The sequence below is a fragment of the Streptomyces sp. NPDC056600 genome (assembly GCF_042792855.1).
Classification (GTDB): Bacteria; Actinomycetota; Actinomycetes; order Streptomycetales; family Streptomycetaceae; genus Streptomyces.
Map to the genome: position 1 here is coordinate 105,180 of NZ_JBHTVQ010000004.1, position 18,888 is coordinate 124,067.

Consider the following 18,888-nt stretch of genomic DNA (forward strand, 5'->3'; position numbering starts at 1 on the left):
CCCGAGCCTCGCAAGGAGCACGGGATGTCCTACGACCCGTACCCGTCGTACCAAGCTCCGCCCCCGCCTCCGTCCCCTTCCCCTGCTTCGCACCGGCCGTCCACCGGCCCCTTCTCGCCGTTCGGGCAGCAGTCCCCGGCCCACGGCACACCGCACCGGCCCGCCTCGGACGCCCGGCGGCACGCCGCCCGCGACGGCGAGCAGTACGCCGTCCGTGACGGCGGGCAGTACCCCGTTCGTGAGGGCGAGCAGTACGCCGTCCGTGACGGTGAGCAGCACTCGGTCCGAGAGGGCGGGCAGTACCCCGCTCGTGAGGGCGAGCAGTACCCGGCCCGCGCATCGGGGCAGTACTCCGACCGCGACGCCGGCCAGTACCACGCCCCTGAGGGCGGTCAGTACCCCGGCCGCGGTGCCGAGCCGTACCCTGCCCGGGACGGCGAGCCGTACCCGGCCCGGGACGCGGGGCCGTACCGCTCCGAGGAGAAGCCCCGGTACTCCGGCCGTGGTGCGCAGCGGTATCCGGCTCACGACGAACGCTTCCCCGCGTACGGCGAGCCGCTCTCCGCGGGCGGCCGTCCGGCCGCGGGCGATGCTGTCCCCGTCTACGACGACGTGTTCCCGGCCACCGACACCGCCACCGGCCCCGCCCCGGAAGCCGCGTCGCCGGTCCTCGGTCCCTTCGCCGGGCAGCCGCGTGCCGCCCGGCAGGCCGGGGAAATCGCCCCGCTGCGGGCCGCCTACGCCTGGCAGCGGTGGGTCGCCGGCGCCACCGTCCTCGGCTTCTTCGCGCTGTACGTCCTGCTGACGGTGTACGTCCCGTCGGCGACGGGCGCCGGGCTGGGCAGTGGCCTGAACCTCGGCATCGTGCTGGGCCTGCTGCAGCTCCCGGTGACGGTGGTCGCGCTGATCGTCTACGAGCGCGCGGCGCTCCGGCGGATCGACCCGCTGGTGGACCAGGCGCGGGCGCGGCGGGAGGAGGGCCGGTGAACGACTTCTCCGCACAGTCGATGTCGCTGGTCGCCTTCTGCGCGGTCGCCTCCATCACCCTGCTGCTCTGCGTGATGACAGGACCGGACCGCGACGACCTCCAGGAGTTCTACACCGGCTACGGCACCCTGACGCCGTTCCGCAACGGCATGGCGATCGCCGGCGACTACGTCTCGGCAGCGACCGCGCTGGGCACCTGCGGCCTGGTCGCGTTCTTCGGCTACGACGGGATGCTGCTCGCGCTGAGCACCGCGCTGTCGATGATGCTGCTGATGCTCCTGCTGGCCGAACCGCTGCGCAACACCGGCAGGTTCACCATGGGCGACGTGCTGGCCGGGCGCACCGCGTCACGGGCGGTGCGGATCACGGCGTGCGTGGTGACGATCCTGTCGCTGATGCCGATGATGCTGGTGCAGCTGGCCGGTGCCGGGCAGCTGATGTCGTTCATCCTCGGCTTCGACAGCGACGCGCTGGAGACCGGCATGGTGGTCGGCCTCGGCGTGCTGATGATCAGCTACGCGGTGATCGGCGGGATGAAGGGCACCGCGTTCATCCAGCTGCTCAAGATCTTCGTGCTGCTGGGCTCCGGGGTCATGGTCTCCCTGGTGATCCTGGCGCGGTACGGCTGGGACCCGGGCGCGCTGTTCGACGCGGCGGCGGCCCGCAGCGGCATCGGCGACGCCTACCTGCGCACCGGCGTCGAGTTCGCGGGGCACCCGTTCCCGAAGCTCGACATGATCGCCATCCATGTGTCGGTCGTGCTGGGCGCGGCGGTGCTGCCGCACATCACCATGCGCATGTTCACCGCGTCCGACGCGCGGCAGGTGCGCAGGGCGATGTCCTGGGCGGTGTCCTCGGTGACGCTGTTCTCGCTGGTGATCGTGGTCGTGGCGTTCGGCGCGGTGGCCATGGTCGGCCGGGGCGTGATCGCCGCCGCCGACCCGCAGGGCAACACCACCTTCCTGCTGGGCTCCAAGGCCGCGTTGAGCGCCGACGAGTCGTACCTGGCGGCGCTGCTGTTCACCACGGTGACGACGGCGGTCTTCCTGACCCTGCTGTCCTCGGTGGCCGGCATGATCCTGGCCTGCGCCAACTCGCTGGCGCACGACGTGATCGCCGGCCGGGGGACGGCGAGCGCGCGCCGGGAGGTGACGGTGGCGCGGGTCGCCGCGCTGGCGGTGGGCGTGGCGGCGGTCGCGTTGGCGACGCTGGTGCAGCACCGGAACCTGCAGCCGCTGGTGACGCTGTCGCTCAGCCTGGGGGCCTCGGCGATCGCGCCGGCGCTGGTCTACAGCCTGTTCTGGCGGCGGTACACCCGGCGCGGGGTGCTGTGGACGCTGATCGGCGGTTCGTCGTCGGTGCTCCTGCTGACGCCGTTCACCAACCTGGTCTCCGGTTACCCCAACTCGGCGCTGCCGGAGGCCCACTTCAACTGGTTCCCGTTCACCACGACGGGCCTGGTCACGATCCCGCTGGGCTTCGCCCTCGGCTGGCTGGGCACGGTGACGTCCGGTTCCCGCAAGGTGCGGGAGCAGGAGGGGCGCTACCAGGACCTGGAACCCCGCCTCCTCGCGGGCCTCACCTCCCGCTGACCCCCCGAGGGGCGGGGACGCCGACACCTTTCCCCCGCCCCCGGGGCACCACCATGGCGCTCCGCACGAGGCGGGCGGAGGCCGCCCCATGAGAGGGCACAGGACCGCACCGCCGCGAGTGCGCACGGACCCGCCGCAGTGTGACCCCCGTGAACGCGGAACCCCCGCGCGGGGCGGGCCACCGGCACCGTCCCGCGCGGGGGAGGGAACGTCAGAACCTCAGAGCAGCCCGTCCCAGAACTGCTCCAGCAGTACGGACCACCAGCTCTCCGGCGACCCCAGCGCCGCCGGGTCCAGCGCCGCCAGCTGCGCCTGGAAGTCCACGGTCCAGCGAGCGGCCTGCTCCTGGTTGAGCCCGAACCGCAGGGGCCACATCCGCCCCAGCAGCGCCAGGCACCGCGCGAACTCCGGCAGCCCCGTGTTGACGAACTGCGGGGGCACCGGCGCACCCCCGGGTCCCGCCTCCACCGGCACGGCGACGATGTGCGCCGTGCCGTACTGCACGCAGATCGCCTTGCCGAAGTCCGTGCCCATCACCAGGTACGACCCGGCGTCGGAGGCAGCCGGCACCCCACGTTCCTGCGCCAGTTCGGCCAGCGTCGGCACCGGCCGCCCCGGCTGGGCCTGCGCCCAGAAGAACGGGCCCAGGTCGAACGGCAGCCCCGCCACCACCAGGGTGTGGGCGACCACCGGCGGCACGCCCTGCCGGGACACCGCCGCCTGGTCGAAGCGGAACACGCCCGGCCCGAAGACCGCCGCCAGCTCGTGCGCGACGCCCTCCGGCGGCACCGGCGGAGCGGGCTGCACCGGCGGCAGCGGCGCGCGCACCGGGCCGGGCCGGGCGGGCCCGTCCGCGACCTGGTGCAGCTCGCCCTGGTGCGCCAGGAGCTGCGTGATGCCCTGCTGCCGGCCCGCGTGGTCCTCGCCGTAGGGGGCGATGGAGGTGATCCGGGCCTGCGGCCACTGCTCGCGGATCATCCGCGCGCAGTACGCGCCGGGCAGGGAGCAGGACTCCAGCTCGGTGTGCAGCTCCAGCACCTGGTTCGGCGGCACGTTCATGGCGCGCAGCTCGTGGAAGATCTGCCACTCCGGGTGCGGGAGTCCCGGCGCGCTGCGGCGGATCAGCTGGTGCTCGGAGCCGTCCGGGGCGCGGTAGCGCAGCACGGCCTGGTAGCCGGGCCCCACCATCGGCTGCTGGGACTGCTGCGGGTACCCGTACGCGGCGGGAGCCCCGGGAACACCGGGAGTTCCGGGCGGCGGAGGCACGGGGCCGGGCGGCGGCACCGGCCCGGGCGCGGAGGGTGCCACCGGCGGACCCGACGGCGGCGCGAACATCGTCTCCGCGTGGTGCACGCCCCCCGGGGCGCCCGGCGGGGGCGGCGGCGGAGGCGGCGTGGCGCCGGACGGACCGGAGGGACCGGACGGTGCGAAGACGGTCTCCGCGTGGTGGGCCGCCTGGCCCGGAGCGGAGTGCGGCGCGGGCGGAGGCGTGTGCCCGCCGGGAGCGCCGGGGGCGCCGGGGGTCCCGGGAGGGCCGGGCGGCGGCGGAGGCGTGCCGCCGCCGGACGACGGGTCGGCCAGCATGGTGACCGCGTGGTGCATCCCGCCGTCCTGCGGACCGCCGGAGCCGCCCTGCGAACCACCGGGCACACCGGGAGCCCCGGGCGCACCGGGAGCCCCGGGCGCACCGGGAGCGCCCGGCCCCTGGGGGCCGAGCGAGGAGACCATCTGGGTGGGCACGTACCCGAGGGAGTCGCCCCCCGAGGACTGCGGCGCGGCGCCGGGCCCGCCCGGAACCGGCGGGGGCGGCGGCGGAGGCGGCGGAGTGGAACCGGTCGCCGGACGGCGCGGCGGCGCGGCCTTGGCGGTCGCGGCGTCCGCGATGTCCCCGGCGTTGGCCGGCAGCGGCCGCGCGGGGGCGGCCGGCCCGGCCTGCGGCACGGGCGGCTGGGGCGAGGACTGCGGCACGGGCGGCACCGAGGGCCCGGCGTCCGGCATGACCGGCGTGACCCGGGTGGGCGGCAGCTGGCTGCCGCCCTGGAGGAGCGCGGTCTGCGCGTCGGACGCGCCCGGGCCGCCCGCACCGGCCGGCCCGCCCGGCGGACCGTCGGCCACCGGCGGCGCGAACACCGTCTCCGGCAAGGGCACCGACCGGTCGTCGGCGGCCTGCGCGGTGGTGTCCGTCCCGTCCCACGGCGTTCCCCCCGCGGTGGCGGGCGACGGCGCGGAGGGTGTCGCCGGCGCGGACGGCGCCGACGGCGGAGGCGTGGCGTCGCGGCCGCGCGCGGCGTCCCGCTGGTCGGGGATGCCCATCCGGTCGGCCGCGTCCTGCAGCCACTGCGGAGGGCTGAGCAGGAACGACGTCTGGTTCAGGTCGACCCGCGCGGGCGCCGGCGGCGGCGCGGGAGCGGCGTCCTCACGGCCGTACAGCTCCTCGTAACGGCGGATCACCTCGCCCACCGGCAGCCCCGGCCACAGCGTGGCCTCGCCGCTGTCCCGGGCGATCACCAGCCGCTGCGCGCCGCCCTCGGAGCGCGGGCCGTCGGCCCGGTCCTCGGCCCACACCACGAAGCCCAGCTCGAACTCGCGTACCCGCACCTCACGGTGCTGGTACGCGGGCGCCTCGCCGTTGATCCATTCCTCGCCGCGCTCCTGCGCCTGCGCGTAGGTCACCATCGGCCGTTCACTCCCCTGTCGGGCCCGACACCGGCACCGCGCGCGCGAAACCGCCGTCCACCATCAGATTCGCCACCGTGTCCAGCTCGGGCGGGCTGCCCGCGAGCCGGCCGAGGAACGCGTCGAAGTCCTCGCCGCAGGGCAGCAGCAGGCGCTCCACCCGTTCGGCGGGGGTCCACGACGGGTCCACGTCGCGCACGTCGTCGTAGGCGCAGAACCACACCGATCCGCGCCGGTCGCCCTTGACCTTCACCGCGAGGATGCCGCCCTGCAGGAAGGCCACCCCCAGGTAGTCCTTGGTGAGGTGGTCACGCAGGCACTTGTTGACGTACACCAGGTCGTTGACCGCCGCCTCGTCCCGCACGGTGAGGAAGGGCTGGTCGACCAGCAGGCCCAGCTCCGCGTCGAGCGCGGTGCCCACCGGGGCGCAGCCGCCGGCGGCCTTCAGGAACGCGCGGTAGGGGCCGGGCAGCTGGTACCCGAGTTCCTCCTCGACGGCCTGCACCTGCTGCTCGTTCACGGCCACGGAGTTCTTCGGCAGCCGGAAGTGGGCGGGACGGGTGTCCTGCAGCGGGCGGGTGCCGCGCTTGTCGTGCTCCACCGCGGTGGTGGAGATGCCGCCGTGGTGCCTCAGCAGCGCCTTCACCTCGACGGGGACCAGTTCCAGGCGCCGCGTGCGCGGGACGTGGTGCCAGGTCCAGCCGTGCGGGGTGGCCACCGGCTCGACGGTGTCCCACAGGGGATGACCGCTCGCGGCGAGGGCGGCGTTGGCCGACACGTAGTCGGTCAGCCGCAGTTCGTCGACGCCGAATCCTTCCGGCGGCTCGGCGATCTCGGCGGCTGCGCGGGCATAAGGAGAGAAGTCCGGGTAGCCGTGGTCGTCGACCCGCACGCCTGCCGGATGCCGGGCGGCGCGGACCGGGTCGGGGAAGTGCACGACCTGTCCTGCGTACGCGGCGTTCGGCGGCGCGGGCCGTCCTCCGGTCCCGTGGCCGGGAGAGACCCCCAGCCCGAGCCCACCTGTCGTCATGGCGGTTGCCCCCTGCGGCGTTCCGGCGGCCGGTAAGGCCGCGCTCTCCCATAGTGTCGACCACCGCTTGGGTGGCGGTTCCCGACAGACTATGCGGTGCCGCTCGCGGCGGTCATCGTGCGTCCGGATGCGTCCACATGTGTGATGTCACGTCAACACTCCGTGGTCACAGCGCCCCGCCCCGGGCGTGTCACGGGCCCTGGCTTCCTCCTCGGCCGCCGGGTTTGGCACTCTAAGGCGACCGAGGGGATGCTCGGGAGGTGAGAACGATCATGCAGGCCGCACAGACCACCGGGACGGAACCGCCGTCCGGTCCGTCGCAGGACCCGCGAGTGGGCTGGAGCAGCGCGGACGACGCCGCGGCTCCGGCGCTGCTGCACCGCCGTGACGGGATACTCCCGACGGTGGCCGCCGCGCTGTCCGTTCGCGGCACCACGCTCACCGGAACGGCCGCCCGGGGCGACCAGGTCCCGGTCCTGCACCCGCTGGTGCAGGACTTCCTCGACACCCTCACCAGCGACCAGCGTGACCGCTTCACCGGCCGGTGTGCCGAGGCGCTGCTGATCTCCCGGCACATCGCCGCGGCCGACGCGGCGCGCAACAAGCGGGCCGCGCGCCGGCCCATGACCAGCAGCGAGGCGCGCAAGGCCCTGAAGCACGCCAAGCTGACCGCGCGGCGCATCCGGGAGGACGGGGACCCGCTGCACGGCAGCTTCGCCGAGCCCTGCCGGGCGTGCGCGGCCCTCACCGCCCACTTCGGAGTGCGGGTCGTCGACCCGGGCGCCGAGGGCTGAGCCGCCCGCCGTCGCCTGTGCCGTCGCCTCCGCCCGCCCCCGTCCCGTCCTTAAGGACTCCAGGTTTCCGATGCAAGCCGAGCGCACTTCCTCGACCCGTTTCGCCGTCCACGTCGACGTCGCGCTGCGCGCGTCCGGCTGGGAGCCGGGGCGCTGGGACATCCGCCAGGCCGAGGTGTGGGCCGACACGCTGCGCGAGCACGCCTCGCCGGCCGGGCACACGCACGCGGTGTTCCCGGCGGCGGTGGAGGCGTGGGCGGAGTTCGGCGGCCTGCGGATCGCCCCGTCCGGTCCGGGCCGTCAGGTCGCGCCCGCGGTGCTGGACATGGACCCCATGCACGGGCTGCACATGGCGCGCACGCTGGGGGACCTCGGGCGGGCGCTGGGGACGGAGCTGTGTCCCATCGGGGCGGAGGCGGACAGCGGGGCGCTGGTGGCCGTCGACGCGGTGGGGCGGGTGTACGCCCTCGACCACGCCGGCGACTGGTACCTCGGCCCCACCCTCGACCAGGCCCTCACCACCCTCCTCACCGGCACCGCCCCCACCCGCCTCACCACGGCCGACATCCCAGGCCCCCGCACGGAGGCGTGAGCGGCCCCACCCGGCACGCGGGAGGTGAACCCCCGGTGCGGTGAGGGAGAGGGCCCCGGTGCGGTGGCGGAGAGGGCCCCGGTGCGGTGGGGGAGAGGGGCGCCGTCGTGGAGGCGCCGCGCGGTGCCCGGGCGCGACGTAGGCTGGAACCCCCGGTCCGCCCCGCGTACCGGGCGCTTCGCGTGACACGAGAACCCCGCGGAACCCCCGCTGGACGGAAAGGCCTCCATGAGCCTGCACGGTCTGCTCGACGCCGTCGTCAAGGACGCCGCCCTCACCGACGCGGTACGCGCCGCCGCCGAGGGCCACCGCCCCCACGTCGACCTGGTCGGCCCTCCCGCCGCCCGCCCCTTCACGGTGGCCGCCCTGGCCAGGGACGCCGGCCGCACCGTCCTCGCGGTGACCGCGACCGGCCGCGAGGCCGAGGACCTGGCCGCCGCGCTGCGCTCGCTGCTCGACCCTGACGCCGTCGTGGAGTACCCGTCCTGGGAGACCCTGCCCCATGAGCGGCTGAGCCCTCGCAGCGACACCGTCGGCCGCCGCCTCGCCGTGCTGCGCCGCCTCGCGCACCCCCGCGCCGACGACCCGGGCGCGGGCCCCGTCCAGGTGGTCGTCGCGCCCGTCCGCTCCGTCCTCCAGCCGCAGGTCAAGGGCCTCGGCGACCTCGAGCCGGTCTTCCTGCGCACCGGACAGCAGGCCGACCTGGGCGAGATCGTCGAGGCGCTCGCCGCCGCCGCGTACAGCCGCGTCGAACTGGTCGAGAACCGCGGCGAGTTCGCCGTCCGCGGCGGCATCCTCGACGTCTTCCCGCCGACCGAGGAGCACCCGCTCCGCATCGAGTTCTGGGGCGACGACGTCGAGGAGATCCGCTACTTCAAGGTGGCCGACCAGCGGTCCCTGGAGGTCGCCGAGCACGGCCTGTGGGCGCCGCCCTGCCGCGAGCTCCTGCTGACCGACGAGGTCCGCCGCCGTGCCGCCGAGCTGGCCGAGGAGCACCCGGAGCTGGGTGAACTGCTCGGCAAGATCGCCGAGGGCATCGCCGTCGAGGGCATGGAGTCCCTCGCCCCCGTCCTCGTCGACGACATGGAGCTGCTCCTCGACGTGCTCCCCAAGGGCTCGATGGCCGTCGTCTGCGACCCGGAGCGGGTCCGCACCCGCGCCACCGACCTGGTGGCCACCTCGCAGGAGTTCCTCCAGGCGTCCTGGGCGGCCACCGCCGGCGGCGGGGAGGCCCCCATCGACGTCGGCGCGGCCTCCCTGTGGTCGATGGCGGACGTCCGCGACCGGGCCCGTCAGCTCGACATGCTCTGGTGGTCCGTCTCGCCGTTCGCCGCCGACGAGATCACCGGCGAGTTCGCCGACGACGCGACCGCCGACACCCTCAAGCTCGGAATGCACGCCCCCGACACCTACCGCGGCGACACCGCCCGCGCGCTGGCGGACACCAAGGGCTGGGTGGCCGACGGCTGGCGCATCGCGTTCCTCACCGAGGGCCACGGCCCGGCGGCCCGGATCACCGAGGTGCTCGGTGGCGAGGGCGTCCCCGCCCGCCTCGAGAAGGACCTCACCGAGCTCACGCCGTCCCTGGTGCACGTCTCCTGCGGCAGCGTCGAGTACGGCTTCGTGGACCCGGCGCTGAAGCTGGCCGTGCTCACCGAGACCGACCTCTCCGGGCAGCGCACCGCCACCCGGGACGGTGCGAAGATGCCGGCCCGCCGCCGCAAGGCGATCGACCCGCTCACCCTGGAGCCGGGCGACCACATCGTGCACGAACAGCACGGCGTGGGCCGCTACCTGGAGATGGTGCAGCGCACCGTGCAGGGCGCGACCCGCGAGTACCTGGTGGTCGAGTACGCCCCCGCCAAGCGGGGCCAGCCCGGCGACCGGCTGTACATCCCGACCGACCAGCTGGAGCAGATCACCAAGTACGTCGGCGGCGAGGCGCCCACCCTGCACCGCCTGGGCGGCGCGGACTGGACGAAGACCAAGGCGCGGGCGAAGAAGGCGGTCAAGGAGATCGCCGCCGACCTGATCAGGCTGTACAGCGCCCGCATGGCGGCGCCCGGCCACGTGTTCGGCCCGGACACCCCCTGGCAGCGGGAGCTGGAGGACGCCTTCCCCTACGCGGAGACGCCGGACCAGCTGACCACCATCGCCGAGGTGAAGGCCGACATGGAGAAGTCGGTCCCGATGGACCGTCTGATCTGCGGCGACGTCGGCTACGGCAAGACCGAGATCGCGGTGCGCGCCGCGTTCAAGGCGGTCCAGGACGGCAAGCAGGTCGCCGTGCTGGTGCCCACCACGCTGCTGGTGCAGCAGCACTTCGGCACCTTCAGCGAGCGGTACGCGCAGTTCCCGGTGAAGGTGAGGGCGCTCTCCCGTTTCCAGTCGGAGTCGGAGTCCAAGGCGACCCTGGAGGGGCTGCGGGACGGCTCGGTGGACATCGTCATCGGCACCCACCGGCTGTTCTCGTCCGAGACGAAGTTCAAGGACCTGGGCCTGGTCGTCGTCGACGAGGAGCAGCGGTTCGGCGTCGAGCACAAGGAGCAGCTGAAGAAGCTCCGCGCCAACGTGGACGTGCTCACCATGTCCGCCACGCCCATCCCCCGCACCCTGGAGATGGCGGTCACCGGCATCCGCGAGATGTCGACGATCACCACCCCGCCGGAGGAACGCCACCCGGTGCTCACCTTCGTCGGCCCGTACGAGGAGCGGCAGATCGGCGCGGCGATCCGGCGTGAACTGCTGCGCGAGGGCCAGGTGTTCTACATCCACAACCGGGTGGAGTCGATCGACCGGGCGGCGGCGCGGCTGCGGGAGATCGTCCCGGAGGCGCGGATCGCGACGGCGCACGGCCAGATGTCGGAGCAGGCGCTGGAGCAGGTGGTCGTCGACTTCTGGGAGAAGCGGTTCGACGTGCTGGTCTCCACGACGATCGTGGAGTCGGGCATCGACATCGCCAACGCCAACACGCTGATCGTGGAGCGCGGCGACAACTTCGGCCTCTCCCAGCTGCACCAGCTGCGCGGCCGGGTCGGCCGTGGCCGGGAGCGGGGCTACGCCTACTTCCTGTACCCGCCGGAGAAGCCGCTGACCGAGACCGCGCACGAGCGGCTGGCGACCATCGCCCAGCACACCGACCTGGGCGCGGGCATGTACGTGGCGATGAAGGACCTGGAGATCCGCGGCGCGGGCAACCTGCTCGGCGGCGAGCAGTCCGGTCACATCGCGGGCGTCGGCTTCGACCTGTACGTGCGGATGGTCGGCGAGGCGGTGGCGGAGTACCGGGCCTCGCTGGAGGGCGGTGTGGAGGAGGCGCCGCCGCTGGAGGTGAAGATCGAGCTGCCGGTGGACGCGCACGTCCCGCACGACTACGCGCCGGGCGAGCGGCTGCGGCTCCAGGCGTACCGGTCGATCGCCTCCGCCAACTCGGAGGAGGACGTCGCGGCGGTCCGCGAGGAGCTGGTCGACCGGTACGGCAAGCTGCCGGAGCCGGTGGAGAACCTGCTGCTGGTGGCGGGGCTGCGGATGCTGGCCAGGTCCTGCGGGGTGGGCGAGATCGTGCTCCAGGGCAACAACATCCGGTTCGCGCCGGTGGACCTGCGGGAGTCGCAGGAGCTGCGGCTCAAGCGGGTGTACCCGGGGACGGTCATCAAGGCGACGGCGCAGCAGGTGCTGGTGCCGCGGCCCAAGACGGCGAAGATCGGCGGCAAGCCGCTGACGGGACGCGAACTTCTGTCCTGGACCGGGGAGTTCCTGACGACGGTGCTGTCCTAGGCGGACGGGTCCCGGGACGGCTGTCCTAGGCGGACGGATCCCGGGGCGGCGGTCCTGGGCGGACGGGTCCCGGGGCGGCGGTCCTGTTGGACGGGTCCCGGGGCGGCGGTCCTGTCTCGGGGGACGTGATCCGAGGGACGTGATCCGGGCGGACGGTCCCGGGCGGATGTTCCTGCACGGATGTTCCCGGGTTGTGGATGCTTCCTGGGCGGAGGGGCGGGCGGCGCGCGGCGCGGCCCGCCCCTCCGGCGTGTCCGCGGCCTCCCCGGGGGCCTACGGCGCGGCGCGGGGCCGCGCGCGAACCCTTGGCGCGTCCGTGGACCTACGCCCCGTCCGCAGACCTACGGCGCATCCGCGTCGCCGCCGGGCCGGAACAGCGTCGTGGCGAGCTCGCGGAACGTCTCCTCGGGGTCGCCTCCACCGAGCGCGTCGTCGAGGTTGTGCGCCAGCAGCAGCGTGGCGAAGCCGTGGGCCAGTGACCAGGCGGCGACGCCCGCCAGCCGGGTCTCCACCCCGCGGTCGCGGTCCGGGACCTGGGCCACGGCGTCCTGCAGCGCGGCGCCGGAGAGGGCCTGCGCGGTGACCAGCTCGACGTCGTCGGGCCGCAGCAGCTGCGGGCTGAACATCACCTGGAAGTGCGCCGGGTGTTCTCGGGCGAAGCGGACGTACCGCACTCCGGCCTCCCGCAGGTCGCCCGCCCGGCGCAGGGTGTCCGCGAGCAGCTCGTGCCCCTCGGCGGCGATGGCGGTGAGCAGACCCGTGCGGTCCTTGAAGTGGTGGGCGGGCGCGGCGTGCGAGACGCCGGCCCGGCGGGCGAGGTCGCGCAGGCTCAGCGCCGCGGGGCCCTCGGCGGCGATGGCCTCCAGGGCGGCGGACATGATCGCGCGCCGCAGGTCGCCGTGGTGGTACGGGCGGTCCGGAGGCGTCGGGCGGGTGGTGGCCATGGGGCCAGGTTACTCCGATCTGGTCATTGACAAGTTCTGCCCTGCGGCTCAATCTGGACAGTGACAAGTTCAGGTTCTTCCCTCGCCGACGGTGGAGGCATCCCATGACGGAGCAGACCGGAACCACGGCCCCTGCCGCGGCCGCGACAGCGGCGCCGGCGGAGGTCGGCCCCACCGAGGTCCGCCGGATCTGGCACCTCCTCGAGCCGCTGCACGCGGTGCTCTACTACGCCCCGGAGGCCTTCGAGGAGGCGGCCGCCCTGGGCTACGACGTGCGGGAGCGGTGGCCCGCCTACTTCGCCTTCCGGGCCGCCCCGCTCGGAGCCGTCGGCGCGGTGCGCGCGGCCTCGGCCTTCTGCAGCATGAGCCCGCGGATGGTGGAGCGGCAGCTGCCGGCCGCGTGGCGGGTCGCGAGCCCGGAGGAGGTCCTCGCGGCGCGGCTGCGCGGGGTGGACCGCGCCTACCGCTCGCTGTTCGGCGAGCGGGTGGCCGGCCCGGAGATACGCGCTGCCGCAGCGCTCGCCCGGCGTGCGGCCGAGGCCGCCGACCTCGCCGGCAGGCCACTGGCCGCGGCCAACGCCGAGCTGCCCTGGCCGGACGAACCGCACCTCCAGCTGTGGCAGGCGGCGACGATCCTGCGCGAGCACCGGGGCGACGGTCATGTGGCCGCGTTGATGACGGCGGGGCTCGACCCGGTGGAGGCGCTGGTCTCCTTCGCGGCGATCGGCGCCGCCAGTCGGCAGACCCTCGCCAGCCGGGAGTGGAGCGCGCCGGAGTGGGACACGGCGTGCAGCCGGCTGGCCGGGCGCGGCCTGGTGACGGAGGGCGGGGAGGCCACGGAGGAGGGCAGGGCGCTGCGTGAGCGGGTGGAGCGGGAGACCGACCGGCTGGCCTCGGCGCCCTGGCGCGCTACGGGCGGGCGGAACACCGCCCGACTCGCCGATCTGCTGGGCGACTTCTGGGTGGCGGTGATCGCCTCGGGTCTGCTGCCGGCCGACAACTCCCTGGGGATAGGCAAGGTATGAGTCCGGCCGTCGCCGACTCGTACGAGTGAGGGCCGGAATGTCCGCTACCACCGGGGGCATGATCGCATCAGTTCGTGCAGTTCCGACACGACCGGAGGTAGCGAACTATGCGCAACAGAAGGCCGGGCGGCGACCGCCGCCGAGCCCTCGGTGTCCTTTCCGCGATCGGAGCGGCGGCGGTACTGGTCTCCGGGTGCGAGATGCCGGAAGGCACGCTCGACAACTCGCCCTCGGACCAAGCCGGTTCGCCGACCGGCCCGCAGGCGGCCGCGGGGCGTGCCGTCAGCCCGCTCGACAATCCGGACGGCACCAAGCCGGGCCTCGCGGTGGTGTCCTCGGACGCCGACCGCGCCAAGGCCCGTGACCTGATCGAGAAGGTGGACGTGAAGGGCCGCGGCCCCAAGACGGGCTACGACCGCGACGAGTTCGGCGAGGCGTGGCTGGACACCGCCGACGTCCCCCTCTCCCGCAACGGCTGCGACACCCGCAACGACCTGCTGAAGCGGGACGGTGACGAGCTGAAGTTCCGCTCCGGCTCGAACTGCGTGGTCGTGGAGATGACGCTCGCGGACCCCTATACAGGGAAGGAGATCGACTGGGCCAAGGCGGACGCCGCCGAGGTGCAGATCGACCACGTGATGGCGCTGTCCTACGACTGGCAGATGGGCGCCTCCCGCTGGTCGAAGGACAAGCGGAAGGCCATCGCCAACGACCCGCTCAACCTGCTGCCGGTGGACGGCCCCACCAACTCGTCCAAGGGCGACTCAGGCCCGGCGGCCTGGGTACCGCCGAGCAAGCAGATCCGCTGCGCCTACGCGGTGCGCTTCGCCCAGGTCTCGCTGAAGTACGAACTCCCGGTGACCAAGGCGGACAAGGCGGCCATGCTCAAGCAGTGCGGTGGCTGACGCGACCCCGACCCCGACCCCGGCGCGTTCGCGGTGACGGCCACCGAACAGGCCGCAGGGCCGCCCCCCGTGTGGACGGAGGACGGCCCCGCGGCCTGTGCGACGACTTCGGCGCGATGACTTCGGTGCGACGACTTCGGTCCGATGACTTCGGTGCGACGACCGGGAGGCTGGCTCAGAGGTTGTCGAGGTCCACGATCTCGCCCTTGGGGGCGGCGGAGGGGACCGGCTTGCCGTAGTCGCTGAACTTCAGGGAGACCGGGGCGCCGCTCTCGGTGGTGTCGACCTGCAGCAGGTAGGGCTTGCCCTCGGTGGCGACGTACAGCGTGGTGGAGCCCTTGCCCTCCTTCGCCGTGACGGTGAAGGCCGGGGTGCCGGCGAGCTCGGTCTCCTTGCCGCGCTTGGAGCCGGCGGTGCTCGCGGTCTTGAGCTCCCCGAGGATGGTGTCGAGGTTGCACATCTCGGCCACGTCGCCGGCGCCGTCGGCCGAGGTCTTGGCCCACTTGCCGCCGATCATGTCGACCATCGCGTCGAGGGTGGCCGCGTCCTGGTCCTTGTTCTGGGCGCGCAGGGCCTTCTCGTCCAGCTTCATGTAGAGCGTCTTCTCGGTGCTGATGATCTCCATAGTGCCCTCGCCCTCAGGGCTGATGGTCCCCGCGCACGCGCCCTTCTTGTCCATGGCGATGTCCATCGCCATCGTCTTGCCGGTCTCCTCGTCGGGCATCGTGCCCTTGAAGCGCAGGGACTCGGCGTCCGTGGTGGCCTTCACGGCCTTGTCGGCGATCTGCTCGCCGGACAGGCCCGCGAAGACCTCCTGGCCGGCGCTGCCCTGGGAGTCCTTCGAGCCCTTGGAGTCCTTGGCGTCCGAGCCGGACTGGCAGCCGGTGACGAGCAGAACGGCGGTGGCGGCGACCGCGGTCAGCCGGGCGGCGGTACGGGTGGAAGAGCGCATGGCAGGTGGTTCCTTCTCAGGTCCTGGAGACAGCGGCAGGTGTCCCGGCGGCCGCGAAGACGCACTGCACGGGCCGGTCGAACACGACCATGACAGCATGATTGTGTGAACGGGGTCAACCAAGTTCACAAATTGGTGGCCGTACACGCTGTGAACCAGGAGCCCAGATGGCTATGCTCTGCTCGAAGCCGTCCGAGGGGAGTGCCTGGTGCAGGACAACGCGACCGAGGTGACGGCCGCCGATATCGCCCGGCTCGCCGGTGTGGGACGGGCGGCGGTCAGCAACTGGCGTCGTCGGCACGCGGATTTCCCGAAGCCGGTCGGTGGCACGGAGAGCAGTCCGGCGTTCCTCCTCGCGGACGTGGAGGAGTGGCTGCGGCGGCAGGGGAAGCTGGTCGAGGTCCCGCTGCGGGAGCGGGTCTGGCAGCAGGTGTCCGGGCACCCCGAGAGCCCGGCCGCCGCCCTGGTGCAGGCGGGCTGCGTCCTGCTCCTGGTGCACGAGCGGCCCACCCGCTGGCTGGAGATCGCCGCCGGTTCCGACGAGCGGCTCGCCGCGCTCCTGCCGGCGGACCTCGAACAGACCCTCACCCGCCGCCTCGGCGGCGGTCAGGCCTCCGCCGAGGCGGGTCCGTCGAGCGGCCCGCGGGCCGTGCGGGTGCCCACCGGACCCGAACTCCTGCCGTCCGCCGCCCTGTTGCGCGGCGTGGCCGAGCTGGCCGCGGAGAGCGGCCCGCGCCAGACCTACGAGTTCCTCCTCGACCGGTTCGTCGACCTCCGCCACCACGCCCTCACCCCGCCCGACCTGGCCGGGCTGATGGCCGACCTCGCCGAGACCGTCCCCGGGCCGGGCGGCGACGGGGGCGACGGCGACCGCACGTCCCCCCGCGTCGTCCTCGACCCGGCCTGCGGCACCGGCGCCCTGCTGCGCGCCGCCGCCTCCCGGCCCCACCCCGAACCGGAACTCCTCGGCCAGGACAGCGCCCCCGCGCTCGCCGCGCTGGCCGCCCTGCGGCTCGCCCTGCACACCCCGGGCCCGGTGCGGACCGCTCCCGGCGACACGCTGCGGGCCGACGCGTTCTCCACGGCGCGGGCCGACGCGGTGCTGTGCCATCCGCCGTTCAACGAGCGCAACTGGGGCCACGAGGACCTCGCCTACGACCCCCGCTGGGAGTACGGCTTCCCCGCCCGCACCGAGTCCGAGCTCGCCTGGGTCCAGCACGCCCTCGCCCGGCTCAAGGACACCGGGACCGCCGTGCTGCTGATGCCGCCGGCCGCCGCCTCGCGCCGCTCCGGCCGTCGGATCCGCGCCGACCTGCTGCGCCGGGGCGCGCTGCGCGCGGTCATCGCCCTGCCCGCCGGGAGCGCACCCCCGCACAGCCTTCCGCTCCACCTGTGGGTGCTGCGCCGCCCCGGCGTCGCACCGGTCCAGCCCCGGCTGCTGCTCGTCGACACGGCCGGCGGCGCGGGGAGCCGTCCGGAGACCGACCCGCGAGACGTCCGCGAGACCGCCCTGAACGCCTGGCGGTCCTTCGACCGCGCCGGTGACGTCACCGAGGAACCCGGCCGGGTCCGCGCGGTCCCGGTGATCGACCTGCTGGACGACGACGTCGACCTGACCCCGGCCCGGCACCTGCCCCCGCCGGTCACCGCCCAGGACACCGAACAGCTCACCGCCGTGCGTGAACGCCTCGGCGACACCCTCAGACGGACCGCCGAACTCGCCCCCCTCCCGCCGCCCGGGGAAGAGCCTGCCCCCGGCGCCGGCGGCCCGGTCACCACCGTCGGGGAACTCGTCCGCGGCGGGGTCCTCACGCTCCTGCTGGGCGGCGCCGGCGGCCGTCGCGGCCTGCCGGTCCTGACCGACCACGACGTCCTCGCCGGCACGGCCCCCTCCGGCGCGCTGTCCGACGACGGCACCGGCGACGAGCACACGGTCGTCACGCGTGCCGGGGACGTCGTCCTCCCCGTCCTCGGGGGCGAGCCCGTCGCCCGTGTGGTCGACGACGAGGCGGCCGGCGCGGTCCTCGGCCGCAACCTGGTCCTGCTGCGGCCCGACCCCGACACCCTCGACCCCTGGTTCCTCGCCGGATTCCTGCGCGGCACCGCCAACCAGCGCAGGGCCAGCAGCTTCGCCTCCACCGCCACCCGTCTCGACGTACGCCGCCTGAGAGTGCCCAGACTTCCGTTGGAGGACCAGCGCCGCTACGGCGACCGCTTCCGCGCCCTCGACGAGTTCGAGGCCGCCCTGCGCCAGGCCGCCGCCCTCGGCGCCCGTCTCGTCCGCGGCACCTACGACGCCCTCACCGACGGCGTCCTGCCGCCGGTCTGACACCGCCTCGCCGGAGAACGGTGAAAGGGCCGCCCCGGCGGGGCGGCCCTTTCACGTGTCAGGGTGGCGACCGGTGGACGGTCGCGCGGGGGCGGGTCAGGGGGTCTTGAGCTCCCAGACGACCGGGTCGGACATGAAGTCCGGGGTGACCGACAGGTCGATGGTCTTGGCGCCCGCCTCGACGCTGAAGCCGTAGACGAGGGTGGCCTTCTTGCCCGGGGCGACGGTGCCCGCGTTGAGCTCCAGGTCGGAGTCGAAGTCGAAGACCTGCGAACCGGGGGTGCCGTTCTTGCCGGCGGTCGCGTCGACCATGAGGTTCGCCAGCTTGTAGTTCTTGCCGGTGGTGTTCTCCACGACGACCGTCACCTTGTACGCGTCGTTGCCCTTCTCGTGGCCCGCGGAGACGTCGCTCGGCGTGAACTTGGCGATCTTGTCGATGCTGACGGTGACGCCGTCCTCCCACTCCGCCATGTCGTCGATGGTGAAGGGCTTGCCGTCCGCGGCCTCGCCCTCGGCGCCCGCCTCTTCCGCGGTCTCCTCGGTGCCCGGGTCCAGCGGCGCGCTCGTGCCGGACTCCTTCTCGAGCCGGTCGAGGTCCTTGGCGATGTCGTCGCCCAGCTTGTTGACCACGAAGACCGAGACGATCGTGATGGCGGCCGCGGCCACGACGGCGATGGCGCCGAGCACCACACCGGTGACGGCCGCGCCCTTGTTGGTCGCCTCGCCGGCCTTCGCCTTGCTGATGCCGATGATGCCGAAGATCACCGCGAGGACGCCGAGGACGCCGCCGAACACGGAGAAGATCACCGTGACGGCGAGGATGAGGGCGATGATGCCGCACACCAGACCGGCGGTGCCCATGCCGTTCTTCGGCGGCTGCTGGTAAGGCGGCAGGGGCGGCGGCGGTACGGGCGCGTAAGGCATCTGCTGGGACATCGGGGTTCCCCCTCCAAGGGTCGTGATCGCCGCCCGTTGTCGTGTCCACGTGCAGCACTCCAAGGAGATCACGTGTTGTGAACTCGATCAACCAAAAACCCCGCGCCGAGACGGTCTTGTGATGAACCGGGGACGTATGTGTGAACAGTCGTGCGGTGGTGTCCGAGGTGAGGGTGGAGGTGGCGGATCCGCGTCGGAGCGGTCCTGGCGCTCGGTCTGACGTCCCGCCAGGTGGTGGGGACAGAGGTGTGAATGGGATCAACCTGTATGCACAGACGTTCAAAGCAACTCGCTGTGTACGTCGTGATCGTGTGGTTATGCTCGGCCCCACCGAACGAGGGAAGGGGGC

The 18,888-nt window shown here is 73.7% G+C and carries 13 protein-coding genes; 8 read left to right on the forward strand and 5 right to left on the reverse strand.

The genetic code is table 11. The features are described from left to right. The first annotated feature begins 24 nt into the window (after nucleotides 1-24). Together ACFRAV_RS03700 and ACFRAV_RS03705 are read left to right on the forward strand one after the other, a co-directional pair. Nucleotides 25-987: a DUF485 domain-containing protein gene (locus ACFRAV_RS03700; protein ID WP_382551325.1), complete on the forward strand. Its 963-nt coding sequence runs from the start codon at nucleotides 25-27 to the stop codon at nucleotides 985-987. A 20-nt stretch (nucleotides 988-1,007) separates the two neighbouring features. Next, complete coding sequence (locus tag ACFRAV_RS03705) at nucleotides 1,008-2,579, forward strand: cation acetate symporter (protein WP_382551414.1); 1,572 nt, start codon at nucleotides 1,008-1,010, stop codon at nucleotides 2,577-2,579. Nucleotides 2,580-2,798: 219 nt separating this feature from the next. Here ACFRAV_RS03705 and ACFRAV_RS03710 read toward each other — a convergent pair whose 3' ends face one another. Beyond that, nucleotides 2,799-5,255 (reverse strand): SUKH-4 family immunity protein, encoded by a 2,457-nt coding sequence (locus ACFRAV_RS03710; protein WP_382551327.1) that lies wholly within the window; start codon nucleotides 5,253-5,255, stop codon nucleotides 2,799-2,801. Between the two features lie 7 nt (nucleotides 5,256-5,262). Next, nucleotides 5,263-6,285 (reverse strand): SMI1/KNR4 family protein, encoded by a 1,023-nt coding sequence (locus ACFRAV_RS03715; protein ID WP_382551329.1) that lies wholly within the window; start codon nucleotides 6,283-6,285, stop codon nucleotides 5,263-5,265. A gap of 272 nt (nucleotides 6,286-6,557) precedes the next feature. Between ACFRAV_RS03715 and ACFRAV_RS03720 the strand changes: the two genes are divergently transcribed. The 3 genes from ACFRAV_RS03720 to mfd all read left to right on the forward strand — a co-directional run bounded on the left by ACFRAV_RS03720 (nucleotide 6,558) and on the right by mfd (nucleotide 11,448). After that, the gene (locus ACFRAV_RS03720; protein ID WP_382551416.1) at nucleotides 6,558-7,079 is read left to right on the forward strand and encodes a YwqJ-related putative deaminase; all 522 of its coding nucleotides are present in this window, start codon (nucleotides 6,558-6,560) and stop codon (nucleotides 7,077-7,079) included. A gap of 70 nt (nucleotides 7,080-7,149) precedes the next feature. Next, nucleotides 7,150-7,671 carry an SUKH-3 domain-containing protein gene (locus ACFRAV_RS03725; RefSeq protein ID WP_382551331.1) on the forward strand — a complete coding sequence of 174 codons (522 nt, stop codon included), beginning with the start codon at nucleotides 7,150-7,152 and terminating at the stop codon, nucleotides 7,669-7,671. A gap of 228 nt (nucleotides 7,672-7,899) precedes the next feature. Further along, nucleotides 7,900-11,448, forward strand: coding sequence for a transcription-repair coupling factor (mfd, locus tag ACFRAV_RS03730; RefSeq protein WP_382551333.1), 3,549 nt, complete (start codon nucleotides 7,900-7,902; stop codon nucleotides 11,446-11,448). Nucleotides 11,449-11,789: 341 nt separating this feature from the next. On the opposite strand, the gene ACFRAV_RS03735 is transcribed toward mfd, so the two are convergent. Continuing rightward, nucleotides 11,790-12,392: a TetR/AcrR family transcriptional regulator gene (locus ACFRAV_RS03735; RefSeq protein ID WP_382551335.1), complete on the reverse strand. Its 603-nt coding sequence runs from the start codon at nucleotides 12,390-12,392 to the stop codon at nucleotides 11,790-11,792. A 104-nt stretch (nucleotides 12,393-12,496) separates the two neighbouring features. On the opposite strand from ACFRAV_RS03735, the gene ACFRAV_RS03740 reads away from it, so the two are divergent. Both ACFRAV_RS03740 and ACFRAV_RS03745 read left to right on the forward strand, forming a co-directional pair. After that, the gene (locus ACFRAV_RS03740) at nucleotides 12,497-13,417 is read left to right on the forward strand and encodes a hypothetical protein (RefSeq protein WP_382551337.1); all 921 of its coding nucleotides are present in this window, start codon (nucleotides 12,497-12,499) and stop codon (nucleotides 13,415-13,417) included. Nucleotides 13,418-13,524: 107 nt separating this feature from the next. Then, nucleotides 13,525-14,322 (forward strand): HNH endonuclease family protein, encoded by a 798-nt coding sequence (locus ACFRAV_RS03745; RefSeq protein WP_382551339.1) that lies wholly within the window; start codon nucleotides 13,525-13,527, stop codon nucleotides 14,320-14,322. Between the two features lie 175 nt (nucleotides 14,323-14,497). On the opposite strand, the gene ACFRAV_RS03750 is transcribed toward ACFRAV_RS03745, so the two are convergent. Then, nucleotides 14,498-15,274, reverse strand: coding sequence for a hypothetical protein (locus ACFRAV_RS03750; protein ID WP_382551341.1), 777 nt, complete (start codon nucleotides 15,272-15,274; stop codon nucleotides 14,498-14,500). Between the two features lie 208 nt (nucleotides 15,275-15,482). Here ACFRAV_RS03750 and ACFRAV_RS03755 point away from each other — a divergent pair, with 208 nt between their 5' ends. After that, on the forward strand, nucleotides 15,483-17,603 hold the full coding sequence (locus ACFRAV_RS03755; RefSeq protein WP_382551343.1) for an N-6 DNA methylase: 2,121 nt from the start codon (nucleotides 15,483-15,485) through the stop codon (nucleotides 17,601-17,603). 96 nt (nucleotides 17,604-17,699) lie between these two features. On the opposite strand, the gene ACFRAV_RS03760 is transcribed toward ACFRAV_RS03755, so the two are convergent. Then, complete coding sequence (locus tag ACFRAV_RS03760; RefSeq protein ID WP_382551345.1) at nucleotides 17,700-18,539, reverse strand: DUF4190 domain-containing protein; 840 nt, start codon at nucleotides 18,537-18,539, stop codon at nucleotides 17,700-17,702. Between the last annotated feature and the right edge of the window lie 349 nt (nucleotides 18,540-18,888).

Excerpts from the sequence above, each read along its gene's own strand:
- ACFRAV_RS03700 (WP_382551325.1), top strand. The coding sequence starts at position 25 with ATGTCCTACGACCCGTACCCGTCGTACCAAGCTCCGCCCCCGCCTCCG.
- ACFRAV_RS03705 (WP_382551414.1), top strand. The coding sequence starts at position 1,008 with ATGTCGCTGGTCGCCTTCTGCGCGGTCGCCTCCATCACCCTGCTGCTC.
- ACFRAV_RS03710 (WP_382551327.1), bottom strand. The coding sequence starts at position 5,255 with ATGGTGACCTACGCGCAGGCGCAGGAGCGCGGCGAGGAATGGATCAAC.
- ACFRAV_RS03715 (WP_382551329.1), bottom strand. The coding sequence starts at position 6,285 with ATGACGACAGGTGGGCTCGGGCTGGGGGTCTCTCCCGGCCACGGGACC.
- ACFRAV_RS03720 (WP_382551416.1), top strand. The coding sequence starts at position 6,558 with ATGCAGGCCGCACAGACCACCGGGACGGAACCGCCGTCCGGTCCGTCG.
- ACFRAV_RS03725 (WP_382551331.1), top strand. The coding sequence starts at position 7,150 with ATGCAAGCCGAGCGCACTTCCTCGACCCGTTTCGCCGTCCACGTCGAC.
- mfd (WP_382551333.1), top strand. The coding sequence starts at position 7,900 with ATGAGCCTGCACGGTCTGCTCGACGCCGTCGTCAAGGACGCCGCCCTC.
- ACFRAV_RS03735 (WP_382551335.1), bottom strand. The coding sequence starts at position 12,392 with ATGGCCACCACCCGCCCGACGCCTCCGGACCGCCCGTACCACCACGGC.
- ACFRAV_RS03740 (WP_382551337.1), top strand. The coding sequence starts at position 12,497 with ATGACGGAGCAGACCGGAACCACGGCCCCTGCCGCGGCCGCGACAGCG.
- ACFRAV_RS03745 (WP_382551339.1), top strand. The coding sequence starts at position 13,525 with ATGCGCAACAGAAGGCCGGGCGGCGACCGCCGCCGAGCCCTCGGTGTC.
- ACFRAV_RS03750 (WP_382551341.1), bottom strand. The coding sequence starts at position 15,274 with ATGCGCTCTTCCACCCGTACCGCCGCCCGGCTGACCGCGGTCGCCGCC.
- ACFRAV_RS03760 (WP_382551345.1), bottom strand. The coding sequence starts at position 18,539 with ATGTCCCAGCAGATGCCTTACGCGCCCGTACCGCCGCCGCCCCTGCCG.